This window comes from Waltera intestinalis, assembly GCF_009695995.1.
Taxonomy (GTDB): Bacteria; Bacillota; Clostridia; order Lachnospirales; family Lachnospiraceae; genus Acetatifactor; species Acetatifactor intestinalis.
The window spans coordinates 1-17,361 of sequence record NZ_VUMU01000023.1 but is presented as its reverse complement, the minus strand read 5'-3'; the positions used below and the strand labels follow the sequence as shown (position 1 = coordinate 17,361).

The 17,361-nt window shown below is 41.0% G+C and carries 11 protein-coding genes and 1 pseudogene; 2 read left to right on the top strand and 10 right to left on the bottom strand.

Annotated elements, in window-relative coordinates:
- Window positions 1–188, top strand: a pseudogene (locus tag FYJ59_RS13440) (relaxase/mobilization nuclease domain-containing protein); the annotation flags it as partial.
- A gap of 220 nt (window positions 189–408) precedes the next feature.
- Window positions 409–756, top strand: coding sequence for a helix-turn-helix transcriptional regulator (locus FYJ59_RS13435; protein ID WP_154498768.1), 348 nt, complete (start codon window positions 409–411; stop codon window positions 754–756).
- Window positions 757–809: 53 nt separating this feature from the next.
- Here the strand turns inward: FYJ59_RS13435 and FYJ59_RS13430 are convergent, their stop codons facing one another.
- From FYJ59_RS13430 to FYJ59_RS13385, 10 genes are all read right to left on the bottom strand, one after another.
- A complete protein-coding gene (locus FYJ59_RS13430) occupies window positions 810–2,237 on the bottom strand; it encodes a TrkH family potassium uptake protein (protein ID WP_235898053.1) in 1,428 nt (475 codons plus the stop codon).
- The gene (locus FYJ59_RS13425; RefSeq protein WP_154498764.1) at window positions 2,234–2,917 is read right to left on the bottom strand and encodes a potassium channel family protein; all 684 of its coding nucleotides are present in this window, start codon (window positions 2,915–2,917) and stop codon (window positions 2,234–2,236) included. The genes FYJ59_RS13430 and FYJ59_RS13425 overlap by 4 nt, the downstream gene beginning before the upstream one ends.
- Complete coding sequence (locus tag FYJ59_RS13420; protein WP_154498762.1) at window positions 2,904–3,335, bottom strand: NAD-binding protein; 432 nt, start codon at window positions 3,333–3,335, stop codon at window positions 2,904–2,906. Before FYJ59_RS13420 ends, FYJ59_RS13425 begins: the two co-directional genes overlap by 14 nt.
- 80 nt (window positions 3,336–3,415) lie before the next feature.
- A complete protein-coding gene (locus FYJ59_RS13415) occupies window positions 3,416–3,772 on the bottom strand; it encodes a tetratricopeptide repeat protein (RefSeq protein ID WP_154498759.1) in 357 nt (118 codons plus the stop codon).
- A 308-nt stretch (window positions 3,773–4,080) separates the two neighbouring features.
- A complete protein-coding gene (locus FYJ59_RS13410; RefSeq protein ID WP_154498755.1) occupies window positions 4,081–4,683 on the bottom strand; it encodes a helix-turn-helix domain-containing protein in 603 nt (200 codons plus the stop codon).
- A 162-nt stretch (window positions 4,684–4,845) separates the two neighbouring features.
- Window positions 4,846–5,559 (bottom strand): response regulator, encoded by a 714-nt coding sequence (locus tag FYJ59_RS13405; RefSeq protein ID WP_154498750.1) that lies wholly within the window; start codon window positions 5,557–5,559, stop codon window positions 4,846–4,848.
- 17 nt (window positions 5,560–5,576) lie between these two features.
- On the bottom strand, window positions 5,577–7,067 hold the full coding sequence (locus FYJ59_RS13400; protein ID WP_205839556.1) for a DUF4118 domain-containing protein: 1,491 nt from the start codon (window positions 7,065–7,067) through the stop codon (window positions 5,577–5,579).
- Between the two features lie 178 nt (window positions 7,068–7,245).
- The gene (locus tag FYJ59_RS13395; RefSeq protein ID WP_154498745.1) at window positions 7,246–11,109 is read right to left on the bottom strand and encodes a YodL domain-containing protein; all 3,864 of its coding nucleotides are present in this window, start codon (window positions 11,107–11,109) and stop codon (window positions 7,246–7,248) included.
- 90 nt (window positions 11,110–11,199) lie between these two features.
- Window positions 11,200–12,579, bottom strand: coding sequence for an RNA-binding domain-containing protein (locus FYJ59_RS13390; protein ID WP_154498742.1), 1,380 nt, complete (start codon window positions 12,577–12,579; stop codon window positions 11,200–11,202).
- Between the two features lie 95 nt (window positions 12,580–12,674).
- A partial coding sequence (locus FYJ59_RS13385) for a DEAD/DEAH box helicase family protein (RefSeq protein WP_205839555.1) occupies window positions 12,675–17,361 on the bottom strand: 4,687 nt, incomplete at its 5' end.

Genomic DNA, 17,361 nt, shown 5'->3' with positions numbered 1-17,361 from the left:
AGCTCCGTAACGAATACAATTCTTTGTATTCGAAGAAAGAAACCTTACAGAAAACCTATAAATCTGCTGAGAAAGAAATCAATGCTCTCAACAGAAAATTAGATAATCTGAATCAATATCTTAACCGTAGTTCGTCAGTTCAGCAGACTAATGACAGAAAACCGGAAAAGGACCAAACTACTCGCTGATTTTTTCCATCAAAAAAGGTGTATCGCATTGAAGTTTTTCACTTCGTTACGATACACCTTGATGTGTGTGGTAGCTCTTGCCACTTTTTCTACTGATATTCTTTTTTCTCGTATTTTCCAACTTCGTTTTATCATGTACTGTACTCCATATTCACTCTGTATTCTAATGCAATTCACTCCTGCCGATGTGTAATGTAAACTACTATCGAGGTGAATTACAATGCAGGATATAAAAAAAAATCTTGCCAACGCAGTACGTGAATACCGCTCAGAAATCGGTCTTTCACAAGAAAAGCTGGCAGAAATTCTTAATCTGGATCAACGCACCATACTGAACATCGAAGCTGGGCGTGGCAATCCGAAATTTGAGGTACTTTATCCTTTAATTACATATTTGAAAATACCATCTGATAGAATTTTCTATCCAGATAAAGAGAATCAGTCACCTAGCCTTCAAAAGCTCCTAGCCACGTTAAATGACTGCACGGAACAGGAAGCCAATGACCTATTACCTATGGTTCGTTATATGCTTGATTTACTGCGAAAGCAAGGCAATCCAACTCTTTAAGAAAACCAATAGAATCAATTCATACGAAGCTATTGGTTTTCTTTTAGCTCCATTCAACTCTTTTCCTTATTTTTTTTTAACGCCTTGAAGATTACAAATATTTCAAGCCTTCCTAAAACCATTCCTACAATTTCAATTAAAAGACATATTGTCGAAGTATTAGAATTTGTTACTCCGATAGAAAGCCCTACTGTTCCAAGAGACGATGCAAATTCAAATGCGCCCTGGACCAAAGTACATCCAGAGAAAAAGGTTAAAAGCACTGTACCCAATATATAAATCAATACATAACATCCTGCATAAGTTGATGCCTCCTCTATCTGTTCATTCTCTAACAATTCTTTTTCTGTTCCCCTGTGATAATAGGTAAGTAGGACAGTTCTATCCGGCACCATCTTTTTTCGTATATTCCTAACAAGATTCTTCATTAAAATACACACACGTGCCAGTTTAATTCCACCCGCAGTAGAGCCTAATCCCCCACCAATTATCATAAGAAGAATCATGACTGCAAGGGCAGTCTCCGGCCAGTCATTGTAACTGCAGGTTGCATATCCCGTTGTGGACAATGCAGAAAAAGCATTGAATATAGAAAGACGTATTCCTTCTCCTAGCGTTTTTCCTCCTACTACCAAAAATCCTGATAGAATTGGAACAGTAATTACAACAAGCCCTCCTAAAAAACGCATTTCACTTGACTTGCAAAAATCCCTGATTCTACCCTTAAACAGCAGAAGAAGCAACGAAAAATTTGTTGTACCAATTAACATCAAAATGACAGTAATACATTCAATTGGCAACGAGTTATAGTATCCAATACTGTCCATTCTATTAGAAAATCCACCTGTAGATAATGCACACATAGTATGTACAACACTGTCAAAAAACGGCATTCCAAATATCGTATAAAATACTGTACCAATTAACAGGAAGAATCCATACATGGTGCCAATTACCTTTGCCGTTTTTCCTATACCCGGCATCAGCCTGTCCGGATGCCCTTCTGCCTGATATAAAACCGCAGAATCCTTTTCCTGCACGAAAAGAAGCATTGTCATAATAAACCCAAGACCACCTACATATTGCAAAAATGCCCTGTAAAACAAGAATGTATGCGGAAGTTTTTCTACATCAAGCACAGAAAGCCCGGTTGTAGTAAAACCACTGACCGATTCAAACAGAGCCTGCACAGGTGTGACATCTCCATACATAAGAAACGGAACCGCAGCCAGAAGAATTCCATAAAACCATGAAAATACAACAAGACGACTGCTATTACCAATCTGCTTCCCATAACGGCATACAAACAAACCTGCCATAACAGACAAACATGCGGGTATCAAAAAAATAACAGACAACTTGGCTTCTCTGGGATAGAATGGAATCACGATGAGCGGAACAAATAATATCATACCTTCCAGTACCATCATCTTACCGGCAATTGAATTGCCTGAAATAGAAGTCTTTTCATGAATAATCAACTTTTCGTCAACTCCTTTACAGCGTTCAGTTTTTGCTTGTCTGAAGTGATCATGAGCAGTATATCTCCCTCTTTTACACTGGTATCACCTCTTGGAATCAAACTCTGATCGCCTCTTAAAATACAGCCGATAATAATCTCTTTCGGAAGATTTAGTTCCCATAGCTTCTTCCCTATTAGAGTAGAATTATGTAAGATTGCCGTCTCTGCAATGTGAAGCCTTCCCTCCTCAAGCGGAATCATTTTCATCATTTCATCCATAAGGGCATTTTCTTCCATAATATTGGTAATCATGTTTAATGCACATACCACCCGGTCAATTCCCATCTGGTAAAAAAAATCTGTTTTGGACGGATCATTTAACATGGAAACCGTCTTTTCCACATGGAAAAATTCCTTACACATTTCACAGATGATCAAATTTGTTTCATCGCTTCCGGTTAAAGCAATCGCCACCTGACATGATGCTGCATCAGCATCCTCCAATATGAATTTTTTACTTCCATCTCCATATATCACATTCAGTTTATTAATCTCTGCAAGTTTTTCACAATCTACATAATTTTTATTGACTACAGTTACACGATAATCTTTTTCGAGTAGCGAATTAGCAAGCGATCTGGCTTCATGAAATCCTCCTACTATCAAAATACTCTTTTTTTTCTTTTTATTTACCCACATAATCCCGTCCTCCTATCTGAATATAATCAGCAATTTCTTTCTCGGATAACCTGGTCGGACAAATTGTATCAATTTCCATTCCCGTTACGAGAGGTATTTTTTCTTCGTCATAAATTCGTGCTACCACCTTTTCTATATGAAATACCTTTTTAGCAATTTGCGCTGCACAAATATTTGTGCAGTCATCATCTGTCACCGCAATAAATACTGTTGCCTTATCTATTTCTGCTGCTTTCAGTCTTTCCAAATCTGTTACACTTGCAGCCAGCGTCAATCCTCCAAAAGATATAGGCAATTTACGAAAAGCCGTCTTGTCACGGTCAATAATCATAACATCTTTTTTTTGCTCTGATAACTTACCTGCAATGCTTGCTCCTAAACGCCCACTACCTGCAATAATTGTATAGCTTTTTTCCATAGGCTTATCCTCCTTTGATTTCTGTCTGTATTAGAATTTTTCTGCTGTCGGAATGTTATGAGAGTTTTTTGTCAACATCTTTACTTCCGTACCAAATGACCAACATGATGCTCATCATAGACCAATTCGAACTGCTGATCATTTTCAACCGGACAATCCTCTTCCGTAAAGGCACATTTTCCTGTCGGATACATCTGCGCATACTGGTCCATGTTATACCGTGCAGGAACATAAGTAGGATCCAGCGCATAAGCAGCACGAAAATGCTTCATGGCAAGTACATGGTTGGATTCCTTCTCCAATAAAATCCCCATCAAATTATGTGGAATTGCACAATGAGGATTTTCTGCCATGGCTGTTTCTATTTCTTTCTGACATTGTTCAAATTTTCTTTGTATCATCAACTGCCTGCATCTTTCTTCCAATGTATGACTCATTTCGCATTCCTCCTTTGCTTTACCTGTATTATAATTTGTTCCTTGTCAGAATAGTGTGGGAATTGCCTTATGCCATGTGAGAATTCTGTGAGAATGGTAACCATGTGTAAAAATGATGTGAAAAAAGCAGATAACCTTAAAACATATTATTTTAAGATTATCTGCTTCAGACTGTAGAAAAATTCAAAATTAAAATACAGAGATGTATATTCACAAATAAATATGCATCTCTGTATTAATGTTCCATTCAATTCTATATTACAATCTTGCGGGCTATTAGCACCACTAAAAACCAAAAGTTGTTAGTATCATCGCTGTCCTGGGAATGCAAATAACGCAAGTACAAACATAACAAGAAATGTTACAACTACTATGCCCCCAAAAACTAACGCAACTATCAAAGTCTGTTTACACGATTTTCCTCTTACACGTCTAATAAGACTTATTATCAGCAAAACAAAAAATCCTATAATACTTGTAATTGGAAGAACAACTCCCATACTTGTGAACAGGATGTCTTCCATTCTCCAACCAATATTATCGATTAATAATGCAAAAATCGATAATATTACTAAGGCTCCTATAGTAATGAGTATCATGCGTTTTTCTTGCTGTCGCTCTACCTGTTTTTGATGTTCTGCTGCTTTGATTGTATCTGTTACAATAATATCTGCATCGCCACATTGGATATTAGTTTCTACGATTTTTTCTGATTTCATTAATTCAAGAACGCTAACCCCTAATGCTTCGGCTAAAGGTTCCAATGAATTAATATCAGGAAATCCCAATCCACGTTCCCATCTGCTCACAGCCTTATCAGTTACTTTTATTTTTGTTGCCAGCTCAGCTTGTGTCATATGATTTTCTTTTCGCATCTCAGCAACAAATAACCCAAATCTTGTTGCGTCCATATCATCGCCTCCTAAGCTACAATATAGAACAGCAATCGAGTATTATCAACCGATGCTTCATTTACCTCAGAAAAATACCGACTCTACGCATCGTTTACATCATTTTTTCTTGTAAAAATCGTATGTTCAATCTATTTTTCCGACTCTTCAACTCCCGATTTATCATTTGTCTCTTTCCTTCATGCGGTAACCAATACCGATTTCTGTCAGTATATACTCTGGTTTTGCAGGATTATTCTCAATCTTTCTTCTGGTTGATGCCATGACAGAACGTAAGACCTGTGTATCGTCACCATAACCATCTCCCCAGATTTTTTGAAGGATTGTATGATATGTCAGCACTTTACCGGGGTTTCTCATAAAAAGATACAAAAGGTTATATTCCATCGGCGTCAGATGTATCTCCTGTCCGCTTTTATATACCATATGTTTTCCATTATCCAGACAAATTTCTCCATTGGTGTAAACAGCATCGTCAGGCTTTTCTACCTCTTCCTTTTGATTCATCCGGTAATAATGTCTTAAGGCAACCCGAATTCTTGCCATCAGCTCTGTAGCTGAAAAAGGCTTGGTCAAATAATCATCTGCCCCATCGTCAAGAGCAGTTACCTTTTCCTTATCCTGGTCCCTTGCTGATACGATAATAATTGGCACACCAGACCATTCCCTGACTTTGTGTAAAACATCCATGCCGTCCATATCCGGCAGCCCCAGATCAAGCAGGATTAAGTCTATGTCTTTTCTTATCATACATTCAATAGCTTCTTTTCCACTAGGCACCGCCGCAACTTCAAATCCGGCATTTTCAAGTGTATATACCATAAAATTCTGAATTTGTATGTCATCCTCTACCACAAGTATTTTTTCCTGAATCATTGGCTTTCTTCCTTTCTTTATAATGGCAGTGTAAAGATAAACTCAGCACCCTTACCATCTTCCCTGTTTCTTCCGGTAATCGTTCCTCCGTGAGCATTCACAACTGTTTCGCAGATTGTAAGTCCAAGTCCAATCCCCTTTCTGACATCGGCAGCTCTTGTCTTTGAGGTATAAAAAATCTGGAACAGATTCCCTTCATCCTCTTTCGCAATCCCTTCTCCTTCGTCCTTGACCGTCACCTGTGCCTTGTCAGGCAAATAGCTTACACAGACTGTAACTGCCTCCTCACAGGTAGTATGCTTTACCGCATTATCCAACAGATTGGTAATTACCTGTTCAATCAGCTTCGCATCCATAGGAACCATTCTAAAATCCTCCGGTATCTCAACCTGTATTTCCCTGTTCGGATAATTTTTTTCTATATGTGCCACCGCACATGCAATAACCTCTTCCAGTGCCTCCATTTCTTTATGTACTAATATCTTTCCATCCTGCAATCTTGTCAAACTTAATATATTTTCCACTAATGATTTCAACCAGTCCGCATCCTGATAGATACCTTTTAGAAGTTTCTGGAGATTATCATCCTTTTCGGTCATATCCATTAACATTTCCGCAGACCCCATAATTCCGGAAAGAGGTGTGCGCAAATCATGAGAAATTGCTCTGAGAAGATTTGCTCTCTCCCTTTCTCGTTCCATCCGTTGTCTGTCTCTTACTCTTTCAATGGTAATCTCAATACGTTCCAATGCAAGAGAAATATTTTCAATCATGGAATGAATCAGTTTCTTATTCGGGGAAAGTTCTTCTTCTGATACTTTTCTGTCAATCATGATAACTGCCAAAAGTCTGTTCTGTCCGTTGACCGGGAATGCCCAGTTTTCCCCATTCTCCAGATATTCTGTTCGTAGATTTGTAAATATTCTACGGATTTCATCAACGTCTGTAACACTTCTATGGAGCTGCTCTTTTTCGAGCTGCTGGATATAGATTGGTTCTGCCTGCTCTCCTACATAGATACATCCTACATTTACCTGTAACAATCTACTCATACTCTCCGCCGCTATTTTTATTACAGCTTCGATATCTGCTGCATCAGAAAGTTTGCTGGAAAGCATATAGAGTGTCTGACTCTCCATACCTTTTCTGGTAGCTTCCATAGTCATCAACTTTTCCTTTGTTGTAAGTGCACTGGTAATCAGTGCTGTAATCAACATGATACAAAAGGTTATCATGTAGCTCGGATCATTGACAGCCAGAGTATGATAAGGTGCCGTAAAAAAATAATTAAAACATAAAAGACTCACGACTGAGGACAGAATCCCATAAAAATATCCTTTTGTAAAACGTGCCACTAAAAGTACCGCAAAGATATAGATTACGACAATGTTTGTTTCAGGAAATCCTACTTTCACAAAGAATATTCCAAGCAGCGTTGCACCACAAACAACTGCCAATAATTTTGCTATGTCAATAATCCACAGTACATATTTCTTATGATTATCCAAAAAAACACCTCGTTTCATTTGCAATAAACTTTTTATAGTATACCATATTTTCTCTCTGTTTTACATCGAAACAAAAATTCTATATTTAAAGAATTTTTTTCGTAAACTCAAAAACAGGGCAGGATATTTCCTTGCCCTGCTATTCTTTATTCTACTACCATAAATTTGCTATGCTTTTCTATACTTCCCTTTGATTTTTCTTTGTATTTTCCTGTACTTCATGTTCCTGTCCAGAACCAGCTACCTGTGCTTTTTTCTCAGCTAATCGAACTTTTAAGGAAACTTTTACCGCAGGTTGTTCCTGATCCTTTTTGTTTGCTTCCCTCTGTGCTTTCTCTGCACCATTATTCAGCACATTGTCAATCATGTTATAATTTTGTTCTTCCATTTCTTCAATCTTGGCAAGAGGCTTGTATTCAGCCAATTTTTCCAGCAATACTTTTGCCCTTTGCATTTCGTCCGGCAAAGCTCCCTCGGAAATAACCTCGTTCAACCAGTCTGTAATAGGCTCCGTATTCCCTTGAACTATCATCTCGGAAATCTCTGACACGCTCTCCGTCATATTTGGGTTGTTGTTGCGGTAGGAATAAACATCATAATCATGGCTAAAACGGTCAATTTCAACAGCAAGCTGTTCTGCAGGTTCCAAATCCGGTATACGTTTCTCCCATACCTTTGCTTCCATATCTTCAGACATGACACCATCTATCTCCATTTCCGGTAACTTTGCCACAAGCTCTGCAATGACTTCCATAGCCTTCGGTTCACTGGTTATGTTCGGGATATGTTCTAATATCTCCAAATCAATCCGGTTACCCGATAACAGGTCAACCTCATCATCCATATAGCTTTCTTCGCCCGGTCTGTGAACATTGATGCCGATTGCAGGGATACCATGCATTCGCTCCGGTGGTATCTGCTTCCAGATAGCGATTGCTTCCTCCACAGTAGGAATATTCTCATAAAACTCACCCAAATTATGAAACTCTCCACACTCGGATACCATCAATGTTACTTCAACCTCTTCTTTTTCCATTTCGCCTTGTGTCTGCATCTGTTGTGCCAGCCTCTGCTCCCTTTCCTGTCGGATACTTTCCAGATACTCCTCAGCCTGTGGCAGATACGTTTCCAGCGTCCCGGTACGCTGGGCAGTAATCGGATTGATGTCAACCTTTACCTCACCAATATGTAACCCGTCCTCATTAAACGCATTGAATAAATCATCCTCTCTCTCATTCGTGGAAAGCTCCACCACCACATCAAGATCAGAGCTGTCCTTCTCCAGACCTCTACACCTACTTCCAACAACAACCGCATCAATGATTGTGGCATCAATATCATACTCATCAATCTTTGCCTGCACATGGCATTTTATGGTTTCCTCAATTTCTGCCGGATTCATTTCACTAATATCATGGAACATTTCATTGGTCTTTGCCCTGAAAACTTCTATTATATTGCTCGTCGTATTTTCCGGCACAATACGGCTGGCTTCCTCAACTTTTACCATCAATCCATCATAATCAATCGGTATCAGTTCATCATTGTCCTTAATACTCCCTTTCGCTCCGCTATAGTCTGGAGCAGCTTTCAAATCATCTATGATGTCAGTCAGTGCTTCCCTAATTGTCACATCCGGATTGTCATAAACTCCACCATCAATCTCCTTATAATCAGCTCCCATAATGGAATAATCATAGCCACCGTCCACCTCTTGAATACTGATATAGCGGTCTGCAATCTGAAAGGCAAGTTCTGCTTCATCTCCGTTTTCCAAGGACTTTTTCATATCTGCAAGCACCTGTTCCTTTTCATCACCAAGGTCAATGATTTCATCCCCATCTTCCAACGTGTTGTCCGAAGTTTCCTGCTCCTGTTTCTCCGGCTCTGACTTCTGGACATCCTGTCCAGAGGTGTCAATCTCCGCTTCCTGCTCTTTTACTTCCTCCAAAGTCTGCATAAAATCAGGAAGTCCCGTAAATCCAAAAGAATCCACAAAATGGGCACTGTTCTCTCCATTCTGATGCAGGATCACAATATCACTGACAGACAGGGAATGCCCTCTGTAATCTTCCGGGTGGGCTATATTGAATTTCTCATAGATTGCTTCCAGTGTTTCGCCCTGTGTCTGCTCTTGCAGTTCAGACAGCTCTCCTACATAAATCAGTTCATAATTTTCCGGTATGATTGCATCAAAATTGTCCTTCGTAATACCCATACGCTTTAAAGACTCTGTGCCCTCAAACCGCAAATGATCCAATTCCGGATTATGCTTCAACTGATAAATACCGTACTTGTCAGAGCTGCCGTACAAAAGCTGTGCTTCCTTATTTATTTGATTGTCGAAAAGTTCAGCCTGCATAGAACGAAGTTTTCTTTCATTTTCCCAATCGCCTTTTTCAATGCCAAAAATTCCTTCATGCTCCGTAATCTGTTTTCTATCTTCTACCGTGGTTTCCGAACCGTCATTGTGTAACAGATACACGGGCAAGTCATGGTCAAACAATTCCAATGCTTTCTCCTGCGTCAGTGGCAGCATTTCATTCCATGTATAACCGTACTCACGCATTTCAGACAAACCAATCATCGGGTCTGGAAGTGCATCAATCTCTGCCTGTGCATCTATGATAGTCAGACCCACATCCTGCTGTGCATATTCAATCTGATACGCCAGCTTTTCTGCAAGCTCCCTTGTCTTGTTCATATCATTAAGCTTATATGCATAATTCACAATCAGGTTTCGCTCATCTGATGTAAATATGGTTTTCTCAGCTTCCAACTGATTGATAAGCTGCTCTGCCTGTCCCATCACAGAAAGGTTACTGTCAATCTGTTCAGTCATTTTTGCTTTTACATCAGTAATCTCATCTGTATCAAGATTGTAACGAACATCAAGGTGGTATTCCTCAAATTCTTTTGATTTCTCATTGCCAAGCTCCGTAGTCCATGCACCTTTACTTTCCAAGTATGCCTGCATGCTGAGTTTATCATCCTCACTCATGTTAGTAAGAGCAGCCACAAGCTCCTGCGTATCCATTCCACGGACATTTACAAGGCTGAACTCCGTCAAAGCCTCATTCTGTATCAGCAGGATACACTCTTTACTCTGTTCCTTCTCTATGGCACGATTTAGCTGCAATTCCTGTAACGCCCCTTCAATTCCTGTAATAAGCTCCGATGCCGTCTTTCGTATGGTATCCAAAGAAGATTTCAGTTCATTCATATCCTTACCACTACTCCACTCTGCAATATAACCAAAGGAATAATCCGATGTATCTATGCCAAAATGCTGGCATACCGTATAGGCAACGCTTTCTGCTTCTACTTCTTTTGTATTTCTGTCCTTTGCAGGCGCTTCCATCAAATCATCCCGGTTGATTTCCTTATTGTGAAGCATGGAATGAGCTACTTCATGCACCATTGTCTTTAATGTCTGGCTCTCACTCATATTCTCCTGCACCGCAATCCGTTTTTCCTCTGTATGGAAATATCCTTTGGAATCACCGGGAATATCCTCAAAGCCAATAGGAACCGGTGCAACATTCATAAGTGCCTGCACAAAGTCCTCATATCCCTCCACTGTTGATAAAAGCTCCTGTGCTTCCAATTCCGGGATCGGCTTTCCGTCTGTCTGTGATACATCAAATACAGACACCGCACGAAATGCCGGAATTGTAATCTCTACCTGCTCCTTTTGTGGCATACCGTTTTCGTCAAACATCATCTCTCCGGTCACAGGGTCTAATTTATCCCGTTCCTCTTTAATTTTGTAAGGTGCAGGGGCAAGAATACGGATTGCCTTTTCTCCTTTGTTAACGTGTCTTTCAAAATTCTTCTGCCATGCCTTATATCCGGCTACAAGTGTTGCTTCCGGCTTTTGCATGGCGATAAGTAAAGTGTTGTTAAAGCTGTAATTATGAAATTTTGACATGGTGGAAAGATAAGTCTTGTACTTTTCACTCTCAAAAAGTTCCTTTAATCCTTCCTCCAACTTGTCTGTGATTTCCTGTACTTTTTGTTTTTCTGTTCTTTCGTCTGCCATAATAAACCTCCATATTTTCATTTTTTTACACGACAAAAGGCAGCCCGCTATGGACTGCCTTCTGCATAATCACACTATTAAATTAAACTGCTATAATACTTTCCAGTATCCTGCCTTTTTTGAGCCAACCCGCTCTATATACCCATTTTCTCTTAAAAATGATATATTGTTTTCTACTGCTGTTTCACTCACACCTAATATGTTATGAAGTTCCGCAGTTGTAATGTTTGGATTGTCTCTCATTTCTGCAATAATCTTTTGTCTTCTGGAATTTAAGGGTTTCTTATCCCCAACCTTTTTCCCAACTTTATTCCCAACCTTATTTATTCTCTCAAATGGGATAGTAACAACAATGGAATTCTCCCTAAATGAAAATGCATCTTTTCCATACATTTCCGTAATTTTAGGAACCCCTCGTCCGGATTTCTCACTTATATGCAGTTGAAGAAATATCTCGGACAACTTTTCATTTACAGGAATTGATTCTCCTAAGAAAAATCCCTCCATGGTCTGTGCCGGAGCAAGTGTTCCTCTCGATAGTATCTCTATCCGGTCAGAGAAAACCGAAATCATTGGCTCATTTCCTTCCACCCATTTATTGTGCAGAACGGCATTTATGATAGCCTCACGAAATGCCTTATTATCAAATAAAGGTACTTCTTTTCTCTCAACAATCCTGTCTGTTTCGTCCGTCTGAATCAGGTTCAACACATCCCCATAACGCAATAACTCATCCAGGCTGTATAATAAACAGTCATTTCCAAATTCACGTACTGAGAAAAGATTAGAGCCTTTTGTTTCTCCATCAAAAATAGATACACGAAGCGGAAAATGAGAATTATCCGATAATAACTGTGCCAGAATGTTAAATTCTCCTTCTTCTGTTTTTAATCCCAAGTTCTTAATAAACGTCTTTTGATTTAAAACAATTCCTTTTGAACCATAATATCCAAAGAGTTTTTGAAATGTAAGGTCCTGATACTTCGCCGGTACCGTTTCTATCGTTTCCGTTCTTCCATCAAGTATTTTGAAAAGTTCAATTTCTCTCTTAGGGTAATCTTTCATATTACATTTTGACGATCCTATCCTTAAAAACCTCTTTTCTTTAAATGCCGTAGGAATTTCGGATGCCGCAGGAATTACCAAACCAACGACTCTCTTTCCATAAATTTCTGTTTCTTCAAAACTAAAATTTATGCTTGGTGACAGATTTCTCGCAAGATAATTCTGATACGGTTCCTTGTTATATTCACAATACTGGTTAAATGTTGTTCCTACAATTTCATGGGTTGTATCATTTACACCCCAAATGAAATACGCATATTTTTTATAATGAAAAGCCGCCGCATTTGACAGGGCAGATACATATTCGCCTAATGCCTCAGGCTGAAACCAGTTTTCCTTAAATTCAAACCATTCCTGTTCATCACTTAAGGCACATAAATCTAAAACAATTTGTTTAATATCCATTAGTATGCTCCTTTACCCAACTTTTATTCCCAACCAAAATAATTATAACATGTTGGGAATAAAGTTGGGAATAAAAATAAAAAACTTCAAATTTTTTATAAGGTTTCTTCTTTTCCCTTTGCCTTTTGTGGCATAGGCTTTTCTGTATCTCCTCCTGCAACCTTTGCTTTCATCACCTCCAGCTTCGCCTTCAGGGACACTCTTTCTGCAGGTGCATCTGCATACTGTCTGATGCCCTTATCCTGCTCTGTACCAACTGTTTTCTTTGCAAGCGGAATATTCTTCGCCGGACTGTCTGCAACCTCTTTTTCACTCTTTGGAGCTTCCGGCTCATCATCCATATCAATCCCATCATTGCCCTTTTCATCCATGTTAAGCAGGGCATTTAATGCTGACAGGCGCTCTAATTTCTCCGCAAGCTCCGCTTCCTGTGCAAAAGGCTTGGTTACTTCCACCTTTGCGGTTTCAAGCTGATGCTCCACAGTTTCAAGTTTTGTCTGGGCTTCCATAAGCTGCCTTGACATGGACTCCAAAGCATGATTGATACGGGAGATGTTACCAAGTGGGTCTGAACCGACTTCCAGATTGTGGGAAAGCTGACCTTTCAGGTTCATCACAAATTTGTGGTTGAACGCATCAAAAGATACTGCCATCTTAAAACCTGCATATTCGCCAATGACCGCAGGGGCATTGACTGTTTTTATTTCTTTACACATCTCCACAAGGGCTGTTCCGGCTTCTTTCTTATCCGTATAGAGCTTGTCCCCCACTTTCATGGAAAACTGCTCTTTGTCCACCGGAAGATTTGCTTTTGCAGTCTGAATGTCCGCCTGCATCCCGCTGATACGCTCCTTTAAAATCGTGATCTGCTGAGGATAATGCTTTGCAATGTTGTCCTCCAGACGGTATTTCTGACTGGTATGATTAGCTTTCATAAGTTTCAATTTTGAAACCTGAATATCGAGGTCCATCTTCTCCTTGATGTAGGGATTTCCTGTTGCCAGAGCCTTGACCTCCGCATAAGTAAGTGCCGCTTCATCCACATCCTCACAGGAACGTACCGGAGATTTGCTTGTCATAATCTGACCGATGAATTTCTGCTTGTTCTCAATGAGCTGCCACGAATAACTGTCAAAGGTTCCTTCCGTCACATAGCGGAAAATCTTGACCTTGGGATTAAGATTCCCCTGTCGTAAAATACGCCCTTCCTGCTGTTCAATGTCAGAAGGACGCCAGGGCACATCAAGGTGGTGCAGTGCGATAAGTCTGTCCTGCACATTGGTTCCGGCTCCCATCTTCTGTGTGGAACCAAGCAAAAAACGGATCTGTCCGCTTCTTACTTTTCCAAACAGCTCCGCTTTCCTAAGCTCTGTATTTGCTTCATGTATAAATGCGATTTCTTCCGGTGGGACACCCTTTTCGATCAGCTTGTTTCGGATGTCCTCATAAACATTAAATGTACCATCTCCTTTCGGTGTTGACAGGTCACAGAAAATAAGCTGCGTTGATTTCTGCTCCTTTGTCTGCTCCCATATTTCAAATGCCTTTTCCACACAGGTGCTTGCCTTTGAATTTTCATCATCCGGCAGCATATCGTTGATAAGCCTCTGGTCTAATGCCAGCTTTCTTCCGTCATTGGTAATCTTCAGCATATTGTCCTCATAAGGCTGTACCTGTCTGTTACGCACGGCTTCTGCCCTTTCTGCCAAAGATGCCACCATGTCCTTTTGATATTCACTTGGCTTTAGCACCACATTTTCATACTCTGCTTCCGGCACAGGAAGATTTAGCATATCCGGTGTCTGAATATCCGCACTCTCCTTAAAAAGTGCAATCAGCTCCGGGAGATTAAAGAACTTTGCAAACCTCGTCTTTGCCCGGTATCCGGTTCCCTCCGGTGCAAGCTCTATGGCTGTCTGCGTTTCTCCAAAAGAGGATGCCCAACTGTCAAAATGTCCCAGTCCCAGCTTCTGAAGTGTACCATACTGAAGGTAACGCATATTGGTGTAAAGCTCCGTCATACTGTTTGAAATCGGCGTACCCGTCGCAAAAGTCACACCCTTACCGCCTGTCAACTCGTCTAAATACTGACACTTTGCAAACATATCCGAGGACTTCTGTGCCTCTGATTGTGCAATTCCTGCCACATTACGCATCTTGGTATAAAGGAACAGATTTTTGTAATTATGGCTCTCATCCACGAAAAGCCTGTCCACGCCAAGCTGCTCAAAAGTCACTACATTATCTTTCCTTGATGCATCATTCAGCTTTTCAAGCCTTGTAAGAAGTGATTTTCTTGATTTCTCCATCTGCTTAATGGTGTAGCGTTCTCCGTTGTCGGCTTTTGCCTGTGCAATGGCAAGCTCTATCTCATCAATCTGCCTTTCAATAATGGCTACCTGTCTTTCCTGTGAAAGCGGAATTTTCTCAAACTGACTATGCCCGATAATAACCGCATCATAATCTCCCGTGGCTATTCTGGAACAGAATTTCTTACGGTTGGCAGGCTCAAAGTCTTTCTTTGTTGCAGCAAGGATATTGGCTCCGGGATATAACCGCAAAAAATCACTTGCCCACTGCTCCGTCAAATGGTTCGGAACCACAAACAGGCTCTTTTGACATAATCCCAGACGCTTGCTCTCCATGGCTGCCGCTGTCATTTCAAAAGTCTTTCCGGCTCCCACACAATGGGCAAGCAGGGTATTATCTCCGTAAAGTACATGAGCCACCGCATTTTTCTGGTGGGTCTTCAACTCAATATCCGGTGTCATGCCGGGGAATTTCAGATGTGAACCGTCATATTCCCTTGGTCTTGTGGAATTGAAAAGCTGGTTGTATTTTGCCACAAGTACCTGTCTGCGTTCCGGATCACGGAACACCCAGTCCTTAAATGCTTCCCTTATGGCTTCCTGCTTCTGTGATGCAATGGTGGTTTCTTTCTTATTCAGGACTCTCTTTTCCTTGCCGTCCTCCTCTATGGTATCGTAAACACGGCTGTCCTTTAAATTAAGGGAATCCTCCAGAATGGTATAGGCATTTCTCCGGCTTGTACCGTAGGTCATATTTACAAGGGAATTTCCATAGTCCGCATTTTTGCCCTTTATGTTCCACTGTCCTGTCACATCGGAATACTGGACTCCCACAACATTCCTGTCTAACAAATGCTGCGGTGTTTCAAAGGTCTCCCGCATAAAATCCTCGATATACTTCGGATCAATCCATGTGGCACCAATACGCACCTCTATCTCGCTGGCATCCAGCTCCTTCGGCTGTACCTGTGTGAGTGCCTGCACATTCACGGTATATTCCGGGTGGCTCTCTGCGTAGACCTTTGCTGTTTCCAGCTTGTCACGGACATTTCCACTCAGATACTCATCCGCAGTCTCCCACTGATCCGTCAATGGATTCTGGAATATAATTCCTGTCAGCTCCTCCTTTACCGTATCCACATCTTTTCCGGTCAGCTCTGCCATGTAATCGAGGTCAACCCTTGCTTTTTCTGACAGGGACACCGCCAGTGCTTCACTTGCCGTATCCACACTTGTGACAACCTCTGCCTTTTTAATGGTACGCTTCGTGAACATATCCGCTTTGCCCTTGAAATTGCCCTCATCGTCCAATTTTTCCAGAGAACACAACAGGCAATAGCTGCTGTCCTGATTAAAAGCTCTTTTGTTGGTCTGCGAGTTGATTAGACCATGTTTCTTGTAGAATGCATCATATAAACGGTTTAGTTCTGCCTGCTTTTCCTTGATTACCGTATCCGGATATTCCTCTAATTGCAAATTGATAAGCTCCTGCGTACAATTCCGGATACCCACCATGCCCTTGATACGTTCCTGCATGGAAGCTGACATATCCACTGGCTTCATAATGGAATTTTCACGGTAATACACCTTGTCGTCCACAAGAGTATAGCTGTAATTCTTAACATCCGGGTCCGCCGGAATGGTGGTATCCGCAAGCTCATCTGCCAGTTCATCCAGCTCCACCGCTTCTATCTCTCCATCAATATGGCTGACTGCTTCCTGTAGCTGCTGTGCAAATGGTCTCGTGGTATCGGGCATACAGGTACTTTCCATGCCATACGGTCCGCTGACCATTTCCATTTTCCCCACAATCATCTCCGGGTGTTCGGCAAAATAACTGTTCATGGCAATGCCGTTCTCATCCTCTGACAGATGCACCCAGTCCGGCTCCAAATCCATCACACGGTCACGCTTCTTTAAGAACAAAATATCAGAAGTGACCTCTGTTCCGGCATTTTCCTTAAAAGCCGTGTTGGGCAGTCTGACCGCACCCAGAAGCTCTGCTCTCTGGGCAAGGTATTTTCTGACTTCCGGACTTTTCTTGTCCATTGTTCCCTTACTGGTAACAAAGGCAACCACACCGCCGGGGCGAACCTTATCCAAGGTCTTTGCAAAGAAATAGTCATGGATTAAAAAATTCTGCTTGTCATACTGCTTATCCGCCACCTTATACTGTCCGAATGGCACATTTCCGATTGCCACATCAAAGAAATCGTTCGGATAATCCGTCTTTTCAAATCCTGTGATTTTAATGTCGGCATTCGGATATAGCTGCTTTGCAATCCTTCCCGTAATGCCGTCAAGCTCCACGCCATAAAGCCTGCTCTCCTGCATCTTCTCCGGCATCATTCCGAAGAAATTTCCGATACCCATTGCCGGCTCCAGCACATTTCCTTTTTCAAATCCCATTTTATCCAAGGCATCATAGATACTGCGGATTATGGCAGGACTTGTATAATGGGCATTTAGGGTA